Source organism: Paraherbaspirillum soli (assembly GCF_042654985.1).
Classification (GTDB): domain Bacteria; phylum Pseudomonadota; class Gammaproteobacteria; order Burkholderiales; family Burkholderiaceae_D; genus Paraherbaspirillum; species Paraherbaspirillum soli.
In genome coordinates, this window is the sequence record NZ_JBHSMT010000013.1 from 401550 (window position 1) to 423330 (window position 21781).

Annotated in this window: 23 protein-coding genes and 3 tRNA genes; 8 read left to right on the forward strand and 18 right to left on the reverse strand. The window is 56.6% G+C overall.

Annotation, left to right across the window (positions count from 1 at the left end):
* Nucleotides 1–31 precede the first annotated feature (31 nt).
* A complete protein-coding gene (locus ACFPM8_RS09420) occupies nt 32–1021 on the forward strand; it encodes a M48 family metallopeptidase (RefSeq protein ID WP_378997243.1) in 990 nt (329 codons plus the stop codon).
* A 37-nt stretch (nt 1022–1058) separates the two neighbouring features.
* On the opposite strand, the gene ACFPM8_RS09425 is transcribed toward ACFPM8_RS09420, so the two are convergent.
* From ACFPM8_RS09425 to mltG, 9 genes are all read right to left on the reverse strand, one after another.
* On the reverse strand, nt 1059–2033 hold the full coding sequence (locus ACFPM8_RS09425; protein WP_378997244.1) for a thymidylate synthase: 975 nt from the start codon (nt 2031–2033) through the stop codon (nt 1059–1061).
* A 235-nt stretch (nt 2034–2268) separates the two neighbouring features.
* A tRNA-Ser gene (locus tag ACFPM8_RS09430) sits at nt 2269–2358 on the reverse strand.
* Between the two features lie 92 nt (nt 2359–2450).
* Complete coding sequence (gene hemW, locus ACFPM8_RS09435; RefSeq protein ID WP_378997246.1) at nt 2451–3707, reverse strand: radical SAM family heme chaperone HemW; 1257 nt, start codon at nt 3705–3707, stop codon at nt 2451–2453.
* Nucleotides 3704–4288 (reverse strand): RdgB/HAM1 family non-canonical purine NTP pyrophosphatase, encoded by a 585-nt coding sequence (gene rdgB, locus ACFPM8_RS09440; protein WP_378997247.1) that lies wholly within the window; start codon nt 4286–4288, stop codon nt 3704–3706. The genes hemW and rdgB overlap by 4 nt, the downstream gene beginning before the upstream one ends.
* 212 nt (nt 4289–4500) lie before the next feature.
* Nucleotides 4501–5013: a GNAT family N-acetyltransferase gene (locus ACFPM8_RS09445; protein ID WP_378997248.1), complete on the reverse strand. Its 513-nt coding sequence runs from the start codon at nt 5011–5013 to the stop codon at nt 4501–4503.
* Nucleotides 5014–5034: 21 nt separating this feature from the next.
* Nucleotides 5035–5415: a PilZ domain-containing protein gene (locus tag ACFPM8_RS09450; RefSeq protein ID WP_378997249.1), complete on the reverse strand. Its 381-nt coding sequence runs from the start codon at nt 5413–5415 to the stop codon at nt 5035–5037.
* A gap of 20 nt (nt 5416–5435) precedes the next feature.
* Nucleotides 5436–6476 carry a DNA polymerase III subunit delta' gene (locus ACFPM8_RS09455; RefSeq protein ID WP_378997251.1) on the reverse strand — a complete coding sequence of 347 codons (1041 nt, stop codon included), beginning with the start codon at nt 6474–6476 and terminating at the stop codon, nt 5436–5438.
* Between the two features lie 49 nt (nt 6477–6525).
* The gene (gene tmk / locus ACFPM8_RS09460; RefSeq protein WP_378997252.1) at nt 6526–7143 is read right to left on the reverse strand and encodes a dTMP kinase; all 618 of its coding nucleotides are present in this window, start codon (nt 7141–7143) and stop codon (nt 6526–6528) included.
* A gap of 59 nt (nt 7144–7202) precedes the next feature.
* On the reverse strand, nt 7203–8183 hold the full coding sequence (gene mltG, locus ACFPM8_RS09465) for an endolytic transglycosylase MltG (RefSeq protein WP_378997253.1): 981 nt from the start codon (nt 8181–8183) through the stop codon (nt 7203–7205).
* A gap of 136 nt (nt 8184–8319) precedes the next feature.
* Between mltG and ygfZ the strand changes: the two genes are divergently transcribed.
* From ygfZ to ACFPM8_RS09485, 4 genes are all read left to right on the forward strand, one after another.
* A complete protein-coding gene (ygfZ, locus tag ACFPM8_RS09470; RefSeq protein ID WP_378997254.1) occupies nt 8320–9360 on the forward strand; it encodes a CAF17-like 4Fe-4S cluster assembly/insertion protein YgfZ in 1041 nt (346 codons plus the stop codon).
* A gap of 7 nt (nt 9361–9367) precedes the next feature.
* The gene (locus tag ACFPM8_RS09475) at nt 9368–9661 is read left to right on the forward strand and encodes a DUF4936 family protein (RefSeq protein ID WP_378997255.1); all 294 of its coding nucleotides are present in this window, start codon (nt 9368–9370) and stop codon (nt 9659–9661) included.
* Nucleotides 9652–10386: an NRDE family protein gene (locus tag ACFPM8_RS09480; RefSeq protein ID WP_378997257.1), complete on the forward strand. Its 735-nt coding sequence runs from the start codon at nt 9652–9654 to the stop codon at nt 10384–10386. Before ACFPM8_RS09475 ends, ACFPM8_RS09480 begins: the two co-directional genes overlap by 10 nt.
* 102 nt (nt 10387–10488) lie before the next feature.
* Nucleotides 10489–11916 carry a CoA transferase gene (locus tag ACFPM8_RS09485; protein ID WP_378997258.1) on the forward strand — a complete coding sequence of 476 codons (1428 nt, stop codon included), beginning with the start codon at nt 10489–10491 and terminating at the stop codon, nt 11914–11916.
* Nucleotides 11917–11937: 21 nt separating this feature from the next.
* Here the strand turns inward: ACFPM8_RS09485 and ACFPM8_RS09490 are convergent, their stop codons facing one another.
* The 8 genes from ACFPM8_RS09490 to ACFPM8_RS09525 form a co-directional block, all read right to left on the reverse strand.
* Nucleotides 11938–12363, reverse strand: coding sequence for a GNAT family N-acetyltransferase (locus ACFPM8_RS09490; protein ID WP_378997259.1), 426 nt, complete (start codon nt 12361–12363; stop codon nt 11938–11940).
* Between the two features lie 31 nt (nt 12364–12394).
* Nucleotides 12395–12823, reverse strand: coding sequence for a PaaI family thioesterase (locus tag ACFPM8_RS09495; RefSeq protein ID WP_378997260.1), 429 nt, complete (start codon nt 12821–12823; stop codon nt 12395–12397).
* A gap of 41 nt (nt 12824–12864) precedes the next feature.
* Nucleotides 12865–13176, reverse strand: coding sequence for a Dabb family protein (locus ACFPM8_RS09500; RefSeq protein WP_378997261.1), 312 nt, complete (start codon nt 13174–13176; stop codon nt 12865–12867).
* Between the two features lie 101 nt (nt 13177–13277).
* Entirely contained in the window at nt 13278–16253 is a 2976-nt protein-coding gene (locus ACFPM8_RS09505; RefSeq protein WP_378997262.1) for a putative bifunctional diguanylate cyclase/phosphodiesterase, read from the reverse strand.
* A gap of 238 nt (nt 16254–16491) precedes the next feature.
* Nucleotides 16492–17883: a 4Fe-4S binding protein gene (locus ACFPM8_RS09510; RefSeq protein WP_378997263.1), complete on the reverse strand. Its 1392-nt coding sequence runs from the start codon at nt 17881–17883 to the stop codon at nt 16492–16494.
* Nucleotides 17884–17887: 4 nt separating this feature from the next.
* Nucleotides 17888–18718, reverse strand: coding sequence for an FTR1 family iron permease (locus tag ACFPM8_RS09515; protein WP_378997264.1), 831 nt, complete (start codon nt 18716–18718; stop codon nt 17888–17890).
* A gap of 136 nt (nt 18719–18854) precedes the next feature.
* Nucleotides 18855–19178, reverse strand: a complete 324-nt coding sequence (locus ACFPM8_RS09520) for a cupredoxin domain-containing protein (RefSeq protein ID WP_378997446.1) — start codon at nt 19176–19178, stop codon at nt 18855–18857.
* Nucleotides 19179–19253: 75 nt separating this feature from the next.
* Nucleotides 19254–19796 (reverse strand): iron transporter, encoded by a 543-nt coding sequence (locus tag ACFPM8_RS09525; protein ID WP_378997265.1) that lies wholly within the window; start codon nt 19794–19796, stop codon nt 19254–19256.
* Between the two features lie 174 nt (nt 19797–19970).
* Here ACFPM8_RS09525 and ACFPM8_RS09530 point away from each other — a divergent pair.
* Together ACFPM8_RS09530 and ACFPM8_RS09535 are read left to right on the forward strand one after the other, a co-directional pair.
* Nucleotides 19971–20047, forward strand: a tRNA-Arg gene (locus ACFPM8_RS09530).
* 212 nt (nt 20048–20259) lie between these two features.
* Nucleotides 20260–20336 (forward strand) — tRNA-Arg (locus ACFPM8_RS09535).
* Nucleotides 20337–20540: 204 nt separating this feature from the next.
* On the opposite strand, the gene ACFPM8_RS09540 is transcribed toward ACFPM8_RS09535, so the two are convergent.
* Nucleotides 20541–20840: a hypothetical protein gene (locus ACFPM8_RS09540; protein ID WP_378997266.1), complete on the reverse strand. Its 300-nt coding sequence runs from the start codon at nt 20838–20840 to the stop codon at nt 20541–20543.
* 170 nt (nt 20841–21010) lie between these two features.
* Between ACFPM8_RS09540 and ompR the strand changes: the two genes are divergently transcribed.
* Nucleotides 21011–21766: an osmolarity response regulator transcription factor OmpR gene (ompR, locus tag ACFPM8_RS09545; RefSeq protein ID WP_378997267.1), complete on the forward strand. Its 756-nt coding sequence runs from the start codon at nt 21011–21013 to the stop codon at nt 21764–21766.
* The last annotated feature ends 15 nt before the right edge of the window (nt 21767–21781 follow it).

Here is a 21781-nt window from a genome sequence, read left to right on the forward strand (position 1 = left end):
CCATTTTTCCAAACGATCAAATTGCCAAGCTATGGTCATACCCGCGTTTTATTTCGATGGCAAAACCTCACGCAAGCATGCGGTCGAACTGACTGTCGAAGCAGGCGTCGCCACCATTACCGGGGAAGCCGAGCGGCAGTGCCCGATCACCGAGTTGCGCGTATCCGAGCGGTTCGCCCACGCAGCACGCAAGGTGACCTTTCCCGACGGCGCTTATCTGGAAATCGCAGACAACAATGCCTTCACTGAATTGCTGTCCATTACCGGTTATCAGGATTCGCTGGTAGTCAGGATGCAGCAAAACTGGCGCACCAGCCTGCAGGCGGCCGCATTGCTGGTGATTATTCTGGTACTCGGCTATCTGTATTTGTTGCCGGCTGCGTCCGGCCTGATTGCCGATGCGGTGCCGGAATCGGTCGAGCGCCGCATCGGACAAGGTGCCCTGGAGGCTCTCGATCAGCGTTTTTTCAGCCCTTCAACGCTGTCCCAGCAGCAGCGCGATGCCATCATCAGCCGCTTCGGCGCCATGCAGCCGCCGCGCGAAGATGCGCCCGCCTATCGGATTATTTTTCGCAAAAGTAAAATCGGCCCGAATGCCTTTGCCCTTCCCTCCGGCGACATCCTCCTGACCGATGAGCTGGTCAGGCTGGTCGATGACGACGATGCATTGATGGGGGTACTTGCGCATGAACTGGGACACTTGCATCAACGCCACTTGATGCGCCGCTTGATTCAGAGTTCCGCGATTGCGGCCGCTGCCGCGGTCGTGTTCGGCGATGCCTCTACGCTGCTGGCGAGCATCCCGCCGGTGATACTCGACCTGAAATATTCGCGTGACGTTGAACTGGAAGCGGATGACTATGCGATTGCAATGTTCAAGGCCAACGGCATCAGCATGAGCAAACTGGCCCGCATCTTTGAAAAACTCGACAGCGGACCGTCCACCTACGCTACCTATCTATCGACTCACCCGGCCAGCCAGGAGCGTATTGCGCGGATATTGAAGGCGCAAACGGAGTAGTCGGGAATGCGCGGCGAACGCCGCGCAATGATCGATTTCAGACCGCCATCGGCGCGGTCAGTGGCGCATGGTGCTGGTAGTCCTCAAGCGTGAAGTCGCCCGGCTCCACTTTTTCCAGCCATTCCGGCTCATACTTGCCGGTCTTCGCGTAATCCGGAATGCGGTCCGACAAGACCAATTTTGGCGCCGGATAAGGCTCGCGCTTCAATTGCTCTTCCAGCATCGGCAGATGGTTCTCGTAAATGTGCGCATCGCCGATAAAGTAGGTAAACCAGCGCGGCGTATAGCCGGTCAAACGGCCGACCAAATGCAATAGCGCGGCGCCCTCTGCCAGGTTGAATGGCGTGCCCAAGCCAATGTCGTTGCTTCTGATATACAGGCACAGCGATATTTCCTTGGTCGACGCATTCGGAATGAACTGATAAAGCAGATGACATGCGGGCAGCGCAATCGCATCCAGCTCGGCACAATTCCAGCCATGAAACAAGATGCGCCGGCTGCCGGGATTCTTGATGATGGTGTCGAGGCAATCACGCAGCTGATCGATCGCCTTATAGAGAAGCACCTTGTTCTTGCCATCCTCCTGCAACGTCGATACCACGCTGAAGCCGCGTCGTTGAGCGTCTTCAATCTGGCGCGAGTTATCGGCGTCGAGCAATTTATAAGCAGGCCATGCGCGCCATTGGACGCCATAGACCGGGCCCAGGTCGTCTTCTTGAAGACGGTAGGGGTTGGCCAGCCACTCGGCGTTTTCGTTGGCGTTCTGGTCCCAGACTTTACAACCCAGCGCGCGAAAATCGGCAGCGCTGCGTGACGCTCTCAAGAACCCCACCAATTCACCGACCACCGATTTGAATGCGAGCCGCTTGGTCGTCACCGCCGGGAAACCGTCCTTTTGCAGGTCAAAGCGCATCATCGCGCCAGGGACGCTGAGGGTCCTGGTTCCGGTTCGATTTTCCTGCCAGCTTCCTGTTTCGAGGACGGTTCGGACGAGGGAGAGGTATTGGTTCATTTGAAATTTCCGAGCGAGCTTGGGGGTGGTTTGTCTGTGCAATGCAAAGCGCACGGGCTGATCGTTATTGTTTTGAAATTGGATTTTCTCGTTGCTTCGCATGGTCGAGCGTCGAGGAGGCGTTTATTGTAAACGATGAGGAATCATTCGACGCTCCGGAAATATCGTCACGACGGTCAGCGCTTGTCAGTAGGCAAAAAAATGCCCCGACCAAGTCGGGGCATTTTTTCATATCTGGCGGAAGGTGTGAGATTCGAACTCACGAAGGCTTTAACACCTCGCCAGTTTTCAAGACTGGTGCATTCAACCGCTCTGCCAACCTTCCGGGAAGGGCGCCATTATACCCAATTTGCCACACCATAACGATGCGACGCGTTCAAATTGTTGAAATTTTCCTGTCCCGCACTACCGGTCGCTTCAATCCTGCAAAAACATTTGCTGCAAATCATTCAGGAAGCGCTGCCCCAGCACAGTTGGCTTGATCAGTTTGTGGTCGCGATACAGCAAGCCTTTGGCTTCGGCTTGATTCAACGCTTTTTCGATCGCGTTCAGAGCCAGTCCGGTCCGCTCGCCAAACAAATTCACTTCGAAACCGTCAGTCAGACGCAGTGCATTGAGCATGAATTCGAAGCCAAGATCGTCGCGACCGATTTCGACCTCTTCCTGCACCACGTTGCCCAGGCGGCTGTGCTCCAGATAGGCCTTCGGTTGTTTGTAACGCATCTGGCGGATCACCCGATGCGGGAACGACAGCTTGGAATGCGCGCCCGCGCCAATCCCAAGGTAGTCGCCAAATTGCCAGTAGTTCAAATTGTGGCGCGCTTGCCGGCCGGCTTGGGCGTATGCCGACACTTCGTAGTGACCGTAACCCGCGGCGCCGGTTTGGGCGGCGATCATATCCTGCATTTCGGCGCTGGCATCGTCGTCCGGCACCACCGGCGGATATTTGGCGAAGTAGGTATTGGGCTCCAGCGTCAGGTGGTAGAGCGACAAATGCGGCGGCGCAAAGCCGATGGCGGTGGCGACGTCCTGGCGCGCTTCTTCCAGCGTTTGCGACGGCAGCGCATACATCAAGTCGAGATTGAAATTATCGAAAGTCAATTGCGCTATTTCGACTGCGCGCCGTGCTTCGCCGTCATCGTGAATCCGTCCCAGCGCTTGCAGGTGACGGCCATTGAAGCTCTGGATGCCGATCGACAAGCGATTGATGCCGCTGTTCCGATAGGATTTGAATTTTTCGACTTCGAAGGTGCCCGGATTGGCTTCCATCGTTATTTCAGCCGCCCCGTCCAGCGGCAGCAGCGAACGGATGTCCGACATCAGACGGTCGAGTCCGGCAGCCGACATCAAACTGGGCGTGCCGCCGCCGATAAAGATCGAGTAGATCTTGCGCCCCCAGATCAGCGGCAACGCGGCTTCCAGATCGGCACGCAAGGCAGCCAGGTATTCCTGTTCCGGAAAACCGCCGGTGGCTTCATGCGAATTGAAATCGCAATACGGGCATTTTTTTACGCACCACGGAAAATGTACATACAGCGACAACGGCGGCAGCGCCGACAGGCTCAAGCTCCCGGGCTGCAAATAAGCGAGCGCCGCCTGTGCCGCAGCGGACGGTTTGTCGGCTGCCCGGTCCTTGGCTTGACCTGGCATGCCGATTGGCTTGATCGGGATCAACGCAATTTCTCGACGAGCGCGCGCAGCGCCTGACCGCGATGCGACAAGGCATTTTTTTCGGCAGGGCTTAATTCAGCGGCGGTTTTATTCAGGTCTTCCAATAAGAAGTACGGGTCATAACCGAAGCCGCCGGCGCCACGCGCCTCGGCAATGATGCGGCCATTCCAGCGGCCGTCGGCAATCACCGGTTGCGGATCGTCGGCATGCCGCACGAACACCAGCACGCAATAATAATAGGCCGACTTATCGGCATGCGATGCCAGGTCGGCAATCAGTTTACGGTTGTTTTCTGCGTCCGACTTGGGTTCGCCGGCATAGCGCGCCGATAGCACGCCGGGCGCACCGTTCAAGGCATTCACGCAAACGCCGGAGTCATCCGCCAGCGCCGGCAAGCCGGTCAGGCGCGATGCGTGACGCGCCTTGGTCAGCGCGTTTTCAACAAAAGTCAGGTACGGTTCGTCGGCTTCGGGGACATCGAATTCACCCTGCGGCCGCACTTCGAAATCGACCTGCGCCAGCATTTGGCTGAATTCTTTTAATTTACCGGCGTTATTGGACGCCAGAACCAGGGTGCGCGACATAGGCAACTCGTAGCAAATTTGGAAAAGTCGGTACTTTAGCACCGGACAGGAGCGGCCGTTGGATTCTGCAAACCAATGCTGCTGAGGAAATATTGAGATTTAGCCAGTAGGGCGGAAAAGCGTAGCGTCTTCCGCCGTTGGATGTGCCGCCCGCGCTTGATGCATCCAAAACGGCGGATAACGCTTCGCTCATCCACCCTACAGCAATTTAGTTAAGCAACCCGCTTACCCAAAATCACCAAATCGCGTTCGATGCCATCCAGGGTAGCGACCCGCGGCATATCGGCCCAACGCTCGAAACCGAAAGCATCGAACAATTTCAGGCTAGCCTGGTTGTGACCGAAAATAAATCCGAGCAAGGTATGTACGCCCAGACTCGGCGCAACGTCGATCGCGTGCGTCAGCAGGTAACGGCCAATGCCTTTGCCGCGTGCATCATGGCGGATGTAGATCGACAATTCGGCGGTGCCGGCATAAGCCGGCCGGCCGTAAAAGTCCGAGTACGACAGCCAGCCCAGAATCGTCGGCTGGCCATCCGCGCCGGCCTGCTCCACCACCCACAACGGCCTGCGCTGCGGATTGTGATGGTCAAACCATGCCTGCCGCGATGCTACCGACACCGGTTCGGTATCGGCAGTGACTTCGCGCGAAGCCACAGTGCTGTTGTAGATATCGACAATGGCCGGCAAATCCTGCTGGCGCGCCAGCCTGTGGCTATAGTTCATACGAATCTACTCAAACGAAAATCAATAGGTATGGGTCGGGCGTGCCGAACCGAGCGCAGCGCCCAGGATTTCTTCAACCCGCTTGCGCAAGCGCAGACCGCTCTCGTCCGCCGGAAAATGCACGCCGACACCTTGCGCCTTGTTGTTGTTGGCGCCGGCCGGAGTAATCCAGGCCACCTTGCCTGCAATCGGATATTTGGTGGCGTCATCCATCAGGCTCAGGATCAGATAGATTTCATCGCCGATCCCGTAGGTTTTATTGGTCGGCACAAAAATGCCGCCATTGGTCAAAAACGGCATATAAGCGGCATACAGCGCCGATTTTTCCTTAATTGCCAGCGACAACACCGATGGTCTGGCTAATTTGGCCGCCTCGACCGGAGGTGTAGGGTTCTCTGCCATCTTGTTCCTTTCAGCAAAATTCAAATAAACATTGTCGCGTAATCAAGCAGCATTTCTTCAATGAAGAGCCGCGCCGATAACGGGTGCTCTGCAATTGCGCGGCGTTCGTTGGCGGCTTTCAAAGCACGCAGCAAAGCGCCGGTGTCAGTCCTGGCAGCCAGCGCTGCAAGCGCTTTTTGGTAGCGAGGATAATACCGGATTGTGCCGCACAATTTGAACGAAAATAAATCGTATAACCAGCGCTGCTGACATGCGACCACTTCCGCGACCGGCGTTTTCTGCAGGCGTTCGGCACATTTAAGTGCGCCGTCGACGCCGGGCCTGGTCAAATGCAGCAAAAGTTCGTCTATCAGTTCGCGCCCTTCGCTTTGCGACTGTGCAAGCGCCGTCAGCGGTGCGCCGCCCTGCTCCGCCAACCAGACATCGGCGTCCTTGACCTCTTGTTGGCGCAACCAGGCCAGCGCATCCTGCTGCGACGGCAACGGCATCGCAAACTTGCGGCAGCGCGACAGGATGGTTGGCAACAAGCGGTCCAGGCTGTTTGAACTCAACAGGAACACGGTATTCGGCGGCGGTTCTTCCAGCGTTTTCAGCAAGGCATTGGCAGAGGCGGTATTGAGTGCCTCTGCCGGGTACAACAAGACTACGCGCTGGCCCTGGCGATGGGTCGATATATTCATGAAACCCGCCAGTGCGCGGATTTGGTCGATCTTGATTTCCTTGGACGGGGCTTTGGCGGATTTCTTGCCGCCGGCTGCTTCGCCGGCATCGCTGCCTTCTCCGCTATCGGCAGCGTCGTCGTCATCCAGAATCTCCGGCCGCACGCGGCGATAGTCCGGATGGTTGTATTGCACGAACCAACCGCACGAACCGCACGCGCCGCAAGCATGACCATCGGCAAGCGGCCGCTCGCACAATAAGGATTGCGCGAACTGCTCGGCAAAGGCAGTTTTGCCGATTCCTTCAGCCCCATGAAACAAGATCGCATGCGGCAAACGCGCACGCATTTGCTGGAGCTGCTGCCAGACACCGTTCTGCCAGGGGAATAAGGAATTACTCATTAATTTTCAATCGCTGACGAAACATTCTTGCTACTCAATTCATGAGAATTTATTTGCTGCACAAGGCAGCGATGATTTGCCCAAGCGTCTGCTGGATGTCGGCGATAGCCCGGGTCGAATCGATCACGCGGAAACGTTCGGGAAACTGTTCTGCGCGGCGCAAATATTCAGCACGGGTCGCCGCAAAGAACGCCGTTTTTTCCTGTTCGAATTTATCCAGCGTGCGGGTCGCGTCCAGCCGCGTCCGCGCCACTTCCAGCGGCACATCGAACAGCAAGGTCAGATCCGGTTGCAAATGCGGGTGCACCCATTGTTCCAGTGCTTCCAGCTTCGCCAGCGGCAGCTGCCGCCCGCCGCCCTGATAGGCGAAGGTGGCATCGCTGAAGCGGTCGGAAATCACCCAGTCGCCGCGCGCCAGCGCCGGCTCGATCACTTGCGCCAGGTGTTCGCGGCGGGCCGCAAACATCAGCATGGCTTCCGTCTCCAGGTGCATTTTCTGATGCAGCAAAACCTCGCGCAGCGCCTCGCCCAACTCGGTGCCGCCCGGTTCGCGGGTGGTCACGACGGTGGTGCCGCGCGCGCGCAATAGATCGGCAACAAAGCCGATATGTGTCGTTTTGCCGGCGCCGTCTATGCCTTCAAAAGTGATGAATTTTCCTGATGCCATAAAAATAACTGAGAGATGCCTGGTATTTAGAACGTTCGCGGTCATGTTGCGCGGAAAACTTAGCGCTGATATTGATTCACGGCCTGGTTATGTTCGCTGAGGTTACTCGAAAAGTGACTGCTGCCATCGCCTCTGGCGACAAAATAAAGCGCATCGGTCTTGGCCGGATGCATCGCCGCCTCCAGCGATTCACCGCCCGGCAGTGCAATCGGCGTTGGCGGCAATCCGGGGCGGGTATAAGTGTTGTAGGCGGTATCCGTGGTCAGGTCGCGCTTGTGTATCGTGCCCCGGTATTGGTCGCCCATGCCGTAAATTACGGTCGGGTCGGTTTGCAGCAGCATGCCGATCTTGAGTCGATTGACAAACACGCCGGCAATCGTGGTGCGGTCTGCGCGGCGGCCAGTTTCTTTTTCGACAATCGAGGCCATGATCAATGCCTCGTACGGCGTCTTGTACGGCACCGATGCGTCGCGGCCATCCCACGCTTGTTGCAGATGCTTCAGCAGCAAGGCGTGCGCTTGTTTATACAATTGCAAATCGCTAGAACCTTTAGCGAATAAATAAGTATCGGGGAAGAACAGGCCTTCCGGCATGCGGTAATCCGGCGCTATTTTCGCCAGCAATTCGGTGTCGGACAGCGCTGCCGTATCGTGCTTCAGCGCGGACTGGGCCGCCACTGCCAGGCGCATCTGGCGGAAAGTCCAGCCTTCGATCACGGTCAACGACTCTTGTGCGAATTCTCCGCGCACCAACTGCGTCAGCAAGCGCAATGGCGTGGTGCCTGGCTTCAATTCATAACTACCGGCCTTCAGCTTGCTGCCCTTGTTGGTCAGGCGTGCCAGCAAGGCCAGCAAATCGGGATTGACGTCGATGCCGGCGCCGGCAATCTGCTGCACTGAACTGCTCAGGTTGCTGCCTGCTTTGATCGTGAACGGCAGCGGCTGACCGGCCTCGAAAATCGGCTGCCGGGCCCAGTAAGCCATGCCCGCAGCCGCCAACCCGCCCAACACCATCACGCTCAACAACAATTTTTTAAACAAGACCGATCGCTCCGAATTTATGCCGCTGTACTCTGTTTTCCATTAGGCAAATATGGATGCTATCCAACGCCTTTTTTGCGACATCACTATAATCAAGCCAACATGATAATCGCTGAAATGAGATTGCCCACACTTTATGACTGAAACGACAACCACCTGGCTGGATTTTTTACAGCAACATTCTAGCGATCTGCAACACGGCGCTATCGGGGCCAGCGATAGTTTTGTCGCCCCACTGACCGATCTGGGCCTGATCGCGCTGACCGGCGAGGATGCCGCCAGTTTCCTGCATACCCAATTGACCAACGATGTTCAGCATTTATCGACCGGGGAAGCGCGCCTGGCCGGTTATTGCTCTCCCAAAGGCCGTCTGCTGGCGACCTTCCTGATGTGGAAGAGCGGTGACAGCCTGCTGTTGCAACTGCCGCGCACGCTGCAAGCAAGCATTCAAAAACGCCTGCAAATGTTTGTCATGCGGGCCAAGGCAAAACTGGCTGATGCCTCCGAGACGCAAGTGGCGCTGGGCTTGGCCGGAGATGCCGTCGCCGACGCCCTTGCGCCATGGTTTGCCGCCCTGCCGGCAGCGCCCTACGCCAAGATCGACAACCAGCACGGCACGCTGATTCGCGTCGCCAACGCCAATGGCAAAGCGCGCTACCAATGGATCGCCACGGTTGCGACCGCCACCATGGCCTGGCCTGTGCTGACCCAAAGCTTGCGCGCGGTTGGCAGCGGAACATGGCGATTGACTGAAATCCAAGCCGGAATCCCGCACATCACTGCGCCTACGCAAGAGCAATTCGTCCCGCAAATGATCAATTTCGAGTTGATCGGCGGCGTCAATTTCAAGAAAGGCTGCTATCCGGGCCAGGAAATCGTCGCCCGTAGTCAATATCTCGGCAAGGTCAAACGTCGTGCCGTGCTGGCCAGGGTCGATGCGGTCGAGATTGCTGCAGCCACCGAAGTATTTTCCAGTGCCGACCCGGAGCAGCCGTGCGGCATGATTATCAACGCCGAGGCCAGCGGCACCCAACGCAGCAGCTGCCTGCTTGAGATCAAACTGGCTGCGCTGGAACATGGCACGGTGCATCTCGGCTCGGCGCACGGGCCGCAGCTGAGCTTTGAGCCGCTGCCGTATCTGTTATCCGAACTCTCCGCCGCTGAAGAGTCAGCGTAAATTCATCATGAGTATGGATCTCTACATTTATTACCGTGTGGCCGCCGAACGCGCCCAGCAATTCGACCATGCGGCGACGGCGATGCAAGCCGGCTTGTCGCACCGGCATCGGATCGCCAGCGCCTTGAAGCGCCGCCCCGAGATCGAAGACGGCCATCACACCTGGATGGAAGTGTATTCTTCGGTGCCGCCGGATTTCACCCATATTGTTGAACAAGCAGTCACTCAAAGCGGCATCGCCGCCTTCATCGCAGGCCCTCGTCATACTGAATCTTTTGTGAATATCTCATCATGTGTTTGATCGTTTTTGCGTGGCAAGTCATTCCCGGCTCGCCCTTGATAGCCGCCGCCAACCGCGATGAATTTTATGCGCGCCCGAGTGCCCCTGCCGGCTGGTGGGACGACCATCCCGATATTTACGCCGGCCGTGACCTGCAAGACGGCGGGACCTGGATCGGCATCACCCGCGGCGGCCGCTTTGCCGCGCTCACCAACGTCCGGGCACCGGCCGAGCGCCGCGCTGATGCGCCGACCCGCGGCACGCTGGTATCGGATTTCCTGAGCAGCAAACAATCGGCAGCCGAATACATCGCAAAAGTTGCGCCCGACGCAGCCGCCTATAACGGCTTCAACCTGCTGGTCGGCGACGGCCGGCAACTGATCTGGTATTCCAACAAAGGCGATGCCGACGCTCGCAACGGCCAGCCGCTGACGCCAGGCATTTATGGCATATCGAATGCATTGCTGGACGTTTGCTGGCCCAAAGTGGTGCGCACCAAAGCCCAGTTTGCCAGCTTGTTATGCCAGGGTGCGCCGGACGAAACCTTCTTTGAAATGCTGACCGACACGACCCCCGCCAGCGACTGCCGCTTGCCGTCGACCGGGGTCGGGATCGATAGAGAACGGGTGCTGTCGGCGGTATTCATCGCATCCCCGGACTATGGCACCCGTGCTTCGACGCTGGTAAAAATCCAGGCGAACGGCGGCGCGGTGCTGCACGAGCGCGTCGTTCAGTCTCCGCAATAACGCTAAACGTTTAAACCCGATCGCCCTGAGGCAGTATATGGGCGCCTCGAAAAACTGTAGCGAGCTTGCCAAACCCTGCAGTAGGTTTTTCAAGGTGCCCATATGTTTTCCTCATCCGCGTCACAGACACCGATCAATCGCTTCGATGCCATGAAAGCGCTATGGGCTGCGTTGGAGCAGCCGGCCGCCGCACTGTCGCATCTGACCTTGAGCGGCAGCGAACCGGTCTTGCCATCATCGTTCGCAGTCGGCACCGCCGCCCAGGTCAGTATCGCCGCCTCGGCGCTGGCGGCGGCCGAGCTGTGGCATTTGCGCCAGCCGGGCCGTCAGCATGTGGCCGTCGACATGCGCCATGCAGCGGCTGAATTCCGCAGCGAACGCTATTTTCGGGTGGATGGCGCCAGCGCCCCGGAACTATGGGACAAGATCGCCGGCGCCTATCCCTGCGGCGACGGCAAATGGGTGCGCCTGCATACCAATTTTCCGCATCATCGCGACGGCGTGTTGAAATTGCTCCAATGCGAACATGAGCGCTCCGCGGTCGAACGCGCCTTGCAAAACTGGAGCGCCGAAGCGTTCGAAGATGCCGCCGCCAATGCCGGCCTGGTGGTCGCAGCCATGCGCTCCTTCGACGAATGGGATCGTCATCCGCAAGCGCAGGCGATGCGGGCGCTGCCCGTATTGACCATCGAAAAAATCGGCGAGGCGCCGCCGCAGGCGCTCCCTGCACCATTCTCGCAGCGGCCGCTGGATGGAGTGCGCGTGCTGGATCTGACCCGCATCATTGCCGGACCGGTATGCGGCCGCGCGCTCGCCGCGCACGGCGCCGATGTGTTGCTGGTGACCGCGCCGCATTTGCCGGCGATCGCGCCGTTGGTGATCGATACCGGCCGCGGCAAACGATCCTGCCAGCTCGACTTGCGGCAAACAGAAGGGCCGGAAGGACATATAGCGCTCAACCATTTGCTGCGCGATGCCGATATTTTTGTGCAAGGCTATCGGCCCGGCGGCCTGGATGCGCTCGGCTTCGGACCCGACGCTGCGGCAAAACGACGTCCGGGCATCGTCTATGTATCGCTATCGGCTTATGGGCATGTCGGTCCGTGGGCGGGACGACGCGGCTTCGATTCACTGGTGCAGACCGCCAGCGGTTTCAACCATGCGGAAGCGCAAGCGGCGCACAGTGCGCAGCCGAAGCCGTTACCGGCGCAAGTGCTGGATCATGCCGCGGGCTATCTGATGGCGGCTGGGGCGATGACTGCGCTGGCGCGCCGCATGACGGAAGGCGGCAGCTGGCATGTGCGGGTATCGCTGGTGCAAGTCGGGCATTGGCTGCGCCAATTTGGCCGCATCGAGAATGGCCTGGCTGCCGAGGATTTGAGCTTCGAACAAGTGCAGGACTTGCTGGAGCAAAGCGCATCCGGTTTTGGCAGCCTGATCGCAGTGCGCCATGCCGCGCAGCTGTCGCTGACGCCAGCCTACTGGGGGCTGCCTTCGGTGCCGCTGGGGACGCACGCGCCCAGCTGGTGATTGTGTGGCCGCGTTGCCTGCTCAGGCGAACACGTGGCGCATGCAGATATGCGGAATCCCTGCCTCGACAAACTCGTCGCCAACGCGGGTAAAGCCGTAACGCCCATAAAACGCTTCCACCTGAGTTTGCGCATTCAGCATGACGGCGTGATCGCCGCGCTGCCGGGCTTGCGCCATCAATGCCTGCAAAATCGCCGCGCCTACGCCCTGCCCGCGCCCAGCCAACCTGACCGCCATCCGGCCGATGTGGCCATCGGGCAGCAAGCGTCCGGTACCGATCGCCAGCCCTGCCTCGTCATACGCGACCGCATGCAGGCAAAACGCATCCATCTCGTCCCACTCCAGTTCGACCGGAATTTTTTGCTCGATGACGAATACGTCGTAGCGCACTGCGCGTGCGTCGGCTTGCTGGGCTGCCCAGTTGTCGACCGTCAGATGAAATTTCATGGTGGCCTCGCTTGATGGATTGATGACGGCTTCAGGCCGGCTTGATTTTCAGTGCCGCTCGTTGGTGCTTCAGGTATTTGAAAGTGCCCATCGCTTTTGCCACCAGTTGCTCGCCATGCCACAGCTCCGCATCGCAAAAGCACATCGTGGTGGAACGATGAAATGCCTTGCCCTTGGCGATAATCCGGCCGCCGGTGCGGCCGGCAGGTTGCAGGAAACTGATTTTCATTTCAACCGTCACCGCCGCGTCAGCCTGCGGATAAAGCGAACGGCCGGCCAGCGCCATCGCCACGTCCAGCATCGTCATCGACACCCCGCCGTGGGTGACCTGCCAGCTATTCATGTGATGCGGCTGCAAATCCAGCGCGAGTTGGGCAGCACCCTCGCCCGCCTCGACGAACTCGACGCCGAGGTAGCTCAAAAACGGATTGTCAATCGGGAAAATATGGGAAGGCAACATCGATATCGATCAAAGCGTAGTAAAAAATTTGGCAGCCCAATTCAGCTGAGGTAGTCCATGCACTGCCGCGCTTCCCGCACTGCGCCGACAAAAGGTTTAATGGCGACATGCGTTGGATGGTCTTGATAAGCGTCCAGGGCTGCTTTCGAAACGAACTCGGAATACAGCACAACGTCATAAGTGGCTTCCAATCCCGGTTGTGCAATGACTGCCTCGAATTTCAACATCCCCGGCACGACATCTGCACAACTGTCCAGCAAGGCTTTTACTTTCAATGCATTGGCTGCCTTGTCGGCGCCTTCGGCGTGTTCTTTCAATTTCCAGAAAACGATGTGTTTGAGGGTCGCGCTCATAGAATTTCTTTAGGGTAAAAAACGGTTTGTATGTTCGGCATCAATGCTAGTGGACGCAAGGCGGTCATTTTACAGCCTCAATGACGTCCGCCTGGTTCTGCCTAATGCAATTCCGACGGCGGGATCTCGTCATACTCAAGCGCCCATGCCTTGCCGCCGGCGCGCCGATCGCGGACAAAGCGCAGCAGCGCTTCATCCGTAATAAAACTGGCGGCGGAATGTGCTGCCAGGATCGCGTCCGGCGACTGCGGCTTGGCAATGATGTAGCCCTGCACATAATCGACTCCTAGCTTGGCCAGCGCTTCGATCACCTCACAATTTTCCACCCATTCGGCGACGCTCGTCATGCCCAGATTACGCGCCAGCTCAATGATGGCTTCGACGATGGCCTCGTTCGCCGGGTGCATATTCATGCTGCGGATAAACGCACCATCAATCTTGAGCGCGTCAGCCGATAGCTCCTTCAGATAAGTAAACGATGTATAGCCGGCGCCGAAATCGTCCAGCGCAACCTTGGCGCCGAGGCTTTGCAAGCGGTCGATAAAGCGGCTGGTATGTTCAAGATCGTGCAAGGCGATGCTTTCGGTAATTTCAATGCATAGCAAAGGCGCCACTTGTGCGTGCTTGCTCAAGATCACGAAGATATCCTGGATGAATTTTTCGTCGTTGAGCGATGCCCCGCTCAAATTGACGCAGACGAATTTTGTCCGCGGCAATTGCCGATGATGTAGCGTCAGCCATTCCAGCACGGTGCTCAGTACCCACCGGTCAATCGCCGCGATATTGCCGTTTTCTTCGGCCGCGGCGACCACCCTGGTTGCGGGTACCACTTTGTTGTCGGCGTCACGCAGTCTTAGCAAGACCTCGAAGTTGAGAGACTCCTCGGGAGCGCTCAGCGACATGATGGGCTGCATTTCGATAAAGAGGCCGGCAGGCAGAAACTCACCGCCCAACTTTTCGATCAAGCTCAGTTCTTCCAGCCGATCTTGAAATGCGGACGCATTCTTTTGATACACCACAATATGCTCGCTATGCGCTTTCTTGGCCTCGCGGCAGGCCCGGTCGGCGGCTGAAATGGCGTCTTGCGCACGCATCCCTGCGTCCACTTCAATCAGGCCGATCGAACCCTTTACATGAAATGCGCGGGTCCCGATGTGATACGGCTGGCTGCTTATTTGCTGAATGATGGCACTGCAGATATCGGTGGCATCGGCGATCTCGACGTCCTGGAACAGGATGATGAATTCGTCGCCGCCAATCCGGCCAATTTGCTTGTTGTCGGCCAGGAACGACTGAATGCGGGCACAGAGTTGCTTCAACACTTCGTCGCCGGATTGATGCCCGAACAAGTCATTGATCAATTTGAAGCGATCCAGGTCGAGATAGGCCAGCGCCAGGGGCCGGCTGTCGCTTTGTTGCTGAATCGCCTGCTCCAGCATTTTCTCTATGCCGCGCCGATTCAACACTTCCGTCAGCGGGTCATTCTCCGCCAAAAACTGCAGCCGTTGCAGCGCCTTCGAGCGATCGGTTATATCTTGCAGCGAGCCTTCGATGCGGCCATGGGCTTTGGTCGCCGTGACCAGGTAAAAATTCGGCTCGCCATCGCCGGTGTCTATCCCCCTCAGCTCTGCTTCGTTGCCTCCTTTGCCTGACACAATATGCAGCAACTTGGCCCAAGCGCCGGATTCAAAGTAAGCACTCCATTTTTTCATCTGGCAGGTCACAGGATCGAGCCCCAGAATTTTCTCCAGTGCGGGATTGGTCCGGACAAAGCTGCCGTCGGCATCAAGGGTAAACAAGCCGATCGGCGTCACTTCATAGGTACTTCGCAGCTCGGCCTGAACCAGTGCCAGCTCTTTCCTTTCCGCCCGCATCTGCTCGGCGAAAGCCAACGACGCCATCAAGCTCGCCAGCAAAGCCGCAGTCACGCTGTTGAACACATTGTTCAAGGCCTTGAAGCCAAATGCGGCAGCAATCACTTCATCGAAAGTCGCCAGCAGCACGATGACCAAAGAAGCGCAGTACCAGAGCGCGACTCGGGTTTGCGTCAACACCAGGATACGCACCAGCAAAAACACGACAATCACCATCCCGACCGGGGCCACACACCATAAGACAGGGAGGAAGCGGGCATACGGCAGCAGCAGCGCGGCGCCGAGCAGAAACAGTCCTAGCCATTGCAGCAACTTGAGCATCCAGCCGAACCCGATCAGTTTCAACTCATTCTTGAACAGCGCACCGAACAAGGCATACGTCACGATGTAGTAGGTTGCGAACGTCAGCTTGCGCAGTAAAGGCATCCACTGATACGGGATGGTCAATGACAGCCAATGATCGTCCCATCCCATCGAATTGGCGCCCAGACGCAAGTTGCCCAGCAGCCAGACCGCGAATAACACGTACATCCATTCGCGATTGATCAGCGCCGCTACCAGCACGAACAAGGTCAGTATCAGCAACCCGCCTTCCAGCAAACCGATACCGCGCTGAAATTCGTCTATCGAGCGATCGAGATCGGCGCTGCGCCATTGTTGGCCCGAAATCCGCGCCGGCCCGGAGTAGGTCCCCTTGCACACCACCGTCATTGGCGCGGCAAGGGTTCCCGGCGACAAGGTAAAACCTGTCTTTTCCGCACTCAGAAGCCCTTCTTCCTTATTGCGGCTGGCAGCACCCAGCAAGCGTTTGCCGGCGCCCTCCCAACACATGACCTGTTGTGCATGACGCGACGGCAACTCGATTTCGGTACGGTCATTCTTGACAGTTGCCGGCACCACAAATGAAAACCAGAATGGCGTTTCCAGCAAATGGGTATCGCGATATATGGTCAGCGGGGTCGCAGCCAGCTCCCGAAATGCCTGGGCGGGAGTCAGGCGTTGTTCAGGATCACTGAGGACATGCAATTGCAGCGGTACCGGATAGCCTCGCGATTCGTCGCGCTTGAGCATGGCGAACGCGCTTATCGTCAACACGATAATCAGCAAAGGCACCAATCCGATCGAAAAGCAAAACAATAACCAGCCTAGAAAATCCGGGCCATTGATACGGCCTTTCGGCTTATTTGCATGAAACCACGACATGAGTGCCGATCCATAAATACGATGTGGAGGCTCTACTGTACTGTAAAAAAATGCAAACTACATTTCCAATAATCAATATTATTGGTCTTGACGCGCAGATATTCTCGCCCCGACCTTGGGCTGCTCGCTGCGGTTTTTAGAGGCGCCCTGAATTAAGGCGATGGAGAACAGCGCCGCTTTCCCGGAAACCGGTCAAGTGACGCTGCAATGAAGGAATGAAAACCAGGGAAAGGTGGACTTACCACCGCCAGAACATTAGCAGCCACGCATAGTTGACCAGCCCCAAGCCTGCAATAACGGGCGCCATGCCTGATAAGCGACGGCCAAACGACGGCGTATGACGCCCGGTGACGCGCCAGGCCAGCCAGACACTCCACAAGCTGGTGCCGATCAGAAGTATGGCGCGCAAATCGTTCGCCCAAAATACCGGCAAATGTTCACCGCGCAGCAGGCTGACGGTGGTGGCAGACAGGCCCACGAATACGCCGCAACCAGCCAGCGGGATCGTTGCCTGCACCAAATGATTAAAACGCTTGCGGTCCCATCCGCCAAGCAGACGGCTGCTCAAGGCGAACAACACGGTCAGCGCCGTCCCCAATACCAGGCCTGTGGTCAGGATATAGGCGATCACCAAGCCGCCATCGAGCCAGCTGAACACATCGTTCTGCGCCGGATAATTGGTAAATATCCACCACGGCGCCTGGGTGCCGAATGGCCACATGATGTCGCGCTCGATCAACCAGGTCGCAAGCGCCTGCTTGATTTGAATAAACCAGGGACTGGCCGACCAATGGAATGCGCCGATCGCGATTCCCATCAATCCATATAAAGCCAGTGCGCTTTCCCACAGACTATTGTGCTGCTGACCGTGCTCGACAATTTCCTGGGTCGGCGCGCGCCAGGTCAATTCAATCGCATCGCGATGACCGCTGCAACGCCCGCACATGTGGCAATCGGCAGCGCCCTTCATTGCTCGCAAAGGTACCAGCGGCGCGCAATTGATCGCAATCGTCTTGCGCCCGCCAGTGTTGTAGGAGGCACGCCACGCGTTCTCATTCACTTTGTAATGGAATGGTGCCAGCTTCGCCAGCAAGCCGAACACGCCATTGACGGGACACAGATATTTGCACCAGACCCGTTTGTCGCGGCCGTAAAGATAACCGACGATCATCGCTCCAACAGTAGAGCCGCCCAACACCAGCAGCACCGCTTTCGGATATTGATAGACGCTGACCATCTGGCCGTAAATCGTGGTCAGCGCGAACGCCACAAAAGGCCAGCCGCCCCAACGCATCCAATGCGGAATAGCCTTGCCCAGACCATGCCGGCTGGCGAATTCGGTCAACGCTCCTTCAGGACACAACACCCCGCACCAGACGCGCCCCATCAGCACCATGCTGATCAACACAAACGGCCACCATATGCCCCAGAACGCAAACTGGGCAATCAGCGTCAGGTTCGACCAGATATGCGCCGTCTCATCCGGCAGCGGCAAAAAAATCGGCACCAGAATCAGGAAGCCGTATAACAGCACGATCCCCCATTGCACCCAGCGAATCAGCCTGGCGTGATCCCGCATCCAATCGGCGGCGCGGGAAAGTCGCGTCTGTGGAACAGCACAAGTATTCATTGGATTATGCCGCTGGCTTTGCCTGCGGTTTGGCTCGTTTCAGGAACAACAAGACGCACGTCCAATATCCAGCATAGACCAGCAAGCTCATCAGTGCAGGCTGCGCACGATAGCCGGTCAGCACGGAGACCAGATTGCCAAACGAAGTCGTGTCATCCAGCAAGCGCGAGCTATCCCAGATTGGATCGACCAGTGTTGGCACGATATCCAGCGACATCAGGCGTTCAATGCCGGTCAGCAGCAGGCCCGCCGCCAGGAATAGCAAAATAATTTCGGTGACTTGAAAAAAGCGGCGCCAGGAGAAAAACTTGCCGCCGAGTTGCAATAGATAAAAGGTCAGGAACGCCAGCGCAAAGCCGATCGCTACGACCAATGTCATCGAACCCATGCTGCCGTCTTGCTGCCCCAAACCGAGACCATAAAGGAAGATCACGGTTTCACTGCCCTCGCGCGCGATCGCCAGCGCAGCCAATGCAAATACGCCCCACCAGTTGGCGCTCTGCAGATTGCTGTTCAACGAGGTTTCCATTTCGCGCTTGAGCGTGCGGCCGTGTTTGCGCATCCAGAACACCATCTGTACGATCAATACGGCTGCCAGCAGCACCATCACGATTTGAAAGTAATCTTGCGCGTTGCCGGACAACAGCTCGCTGAAGCCAAGTAGCGCGCCACCCAGGCCAATGGCTGCCAGCACGCCCACCCCGACGCCGCCCCACAGATAAGGCAAGCCGCGACGGGCAGCTTCACCGCCGTTCTTTAACCATGCGTGCAAAATACCGACTACTAGCAAAGCCTCGACGCTCTCGCGCCAGACGATGAACAAAACCTGACCCATCGCTTATCTCTCCGTCACTGCGTTTCTATTATTCTTTTCCGGATCAATCGTGAACACGAAGGTGGATCGCAAACAGTACCCGATGCAGGTCCTGCGGGCGAAGTCGACACAGTGCACGTTTGATTTGGACATGGAATTATTTGGCGACAATCACACCCTGTGCTGTGTCGATATGGAAATCATCAAAAAACTTGTATTCACCCGGCTCTAGCGGAGCAATCACGACAAATGACTGCGCACCCGGGCCCAGCACCTTTTCTTTGCGGAACTGGACGCTCTCGAACTCGGCTGCAGACTTACCGACATTGTAAATTTCAATTTTTATTTTCCGGCCCGCCGGCACCTCGATCCGTGCCGGATTAAGGACGCCGTCTTTCATTTCGAGCCTGAAAGTAGGCAGGTCGGCGGCGAACGACGTGGCTGCCACAAAAAACAATCCCACACTAAACAAGCCACGCATTTTACGTACACCCATCAATCCTGCTCCCAAGCATCAATCCGAAATAAAATCTGCACGCGCAACGCCACAGAGAATTTAATACCCGCCCTTTTTACCGACACCGGCGAAAACAAATTCATTGACGACCTCAAACGGCTTGAACCACGCGCCGACACCGGTTTCCTTGTCCACATGGCGACCGAAATGTGTCGCGGCATTGGCGGAAGGTGGGGAGATCATCAATTTCAATGTGTATTTACCCGGACCGGCCAACTTGACGTTGTCGCCATAATGCGGACCGTCGCTCGCCACCATAGGCATCATGTCGCCCTTGATGACTTGTTTGGAGCCGGCTTTGGTCAATTGGTAAGAGACCACCAGATTCGGCATCCAGTCGCCTTCGGCAAAGCCGTTCGGATTGTTTTTTACTGCACGGATATCGGCTTCGATATGAATGTCGGACTCTTCCGCCTTGCGCATCATCCCTTCGGGTTCCATCTTTACTGGCTGCAAGTAAACCGCAGCAATTTCAAGACCGTTCATGATTTGTTGCTTCCCGATCGGATACTCGGCCGCCAACGCATTGCCCGCAAAACCTAACGCCAAAATCGCGGACATCGCGAATACTTTTACATTCATGTCATCAACCTCTCTCAAGCTACAAATGATAATGATTACTGTTTGATTGTATCATTGCAGACCTTCCTGACCAGCACAAACTTGCCGACAACCCCCTACCGCCCAAGGCAAAACTAAAATGCGAATTAATACTTCCAAATTAAAAATAGTTATGTCAGAATAGCGGCCTTGTTCGCGGCTGTAGCTCAGCTGGATAGAGTACTTGGCTACGAACCAAGGGGTCGTGGGTTCGATTCCTGCCAGCCGCACCAGTGTTACAAGGGGTTGCAAGAGAAATCTTGCAACCCCTTTCTGGTTTACGTCGTGGAATTTTACAAGCAGCGCAAAGTCGTCAAAATGCCCTGCAACGCAGCCGCAATAAAACAGGAGAGGCAATTAGCTTCTGCCCGAAATAAGAAATATTAATGCATTACATATTTCCCTCTTCCAAATTTAACAAAGCTCAGATATAATTTTGTTTTTCGCGGCTGTAGCTCAGCTGGATAGAGTACTTGGCTACGAACCAAGGGGTCGTGGGTTCGATTCCTGCCAGCCGCACCAGTGTTACGAGGGGTTGCAAGAGAAATCTTGCAACCCCTTTCTGGTTTACGTCGCCGAATTAACAGCTCACATTGAATAGCCCACATAAAATTTAACGACTCGCACAAAGTCGTCAAATATCCTGCAACGCAAATCCTGACGCTCAATAAAAAAAACCGGGATCTTCATCGCCGGTTTTTCTTTAACGTTACACACCTTGAGTCATCAACGCCGAGGCGGATAAATATCTCGACCGGCCTCATTGATTTGCTGCCGCAGCGCTCGCCGTTCATCCGGCGACATTTTCCCGCGACCATTTCCTTCGCTTTGCTCAACGTTGCGGCCGCGGTTATTTTGCCAGTCCTGATTAGGTGCCCCGCCGCCACGTCGCGCATCATATTGAGACGGCGGAGGCGCCTCGCGCTCCGGACGCTCTTCACGCACACGATCGGACCGAGCGTATACGCTCATCATTGTTGCCAGCAACAACAGACAGACACTGATTTTCCGGAACATCATAATCATAAGGACTTCTTCTGTGATTTCAGGATAGCGGTTAAGATTTAACAGCCTCGAATTAAGTGTAAGCCGCACCACTTATCGCCATAAGACGTTTTTGGTAAAGTTTGTAACACTTTGTAATCCAACCACGTCAACTATATTTTTGATGTGCACTCTGAAGTTACCATACGACTATGAACACGATCAACACCCCAACACAATCAACCAATGTCCATCAACATAAAATCCTGGTGGTGGATGACGACATTCGGCTGAGAGATCTACTTAGACGTTATTTGACCGAGCAAGGCTTCCAGGTTGTCACAGCGGAAAATGCCCAGGCGATGAATAAGCTGTGGATTCGCGAACGTTACGATCTATTGGTGCTCGATCTGATGTTGCCGGGTGAAGATGGTCTGGCGATCTGCCGACGATTGCGCGGCGCCGGCGACCAGACGCCGATCATCATGCTGACCGCCAAAGGCGAAGATGTTGATCGTATCGTCGGCCTGGAAATGGGCGCCGACGATTATTTGCCCAAGCCATTCAATCCGCGCGAACTGGTGGCACGCATCGGTGCGGTGCTACGCCGCAAGGGACCCGACGAATTGCCTGGCGCGCCGTCGGAAACGCCGCAGACTTTCGAGTTCGGCGAATTCATACTCGACCTCGGCACACGCACGCTGAAAAAAAACGGCGAGTCGATTCCACTGACTACCGGCGAATTTTCCGTGCTCAAGGTATTTGCCCGCCATGCGCGACAACCATTGTCCCGTGAAAAATTGATGGAACTGGCACGCGGCAGGGAATATGAAGTATTCGATCGCAGCCTGGACGTACAGATTTCGCGTCTGCGCAAACTGATCGAACCCGATCCGGCCAGCCCGCTGTATATCCAGACCGTGTGGGGACTCGGTTACGTGTTCATTCCGGAAGGTCAGCCGCGTTGATGCCCGTCACTGTAT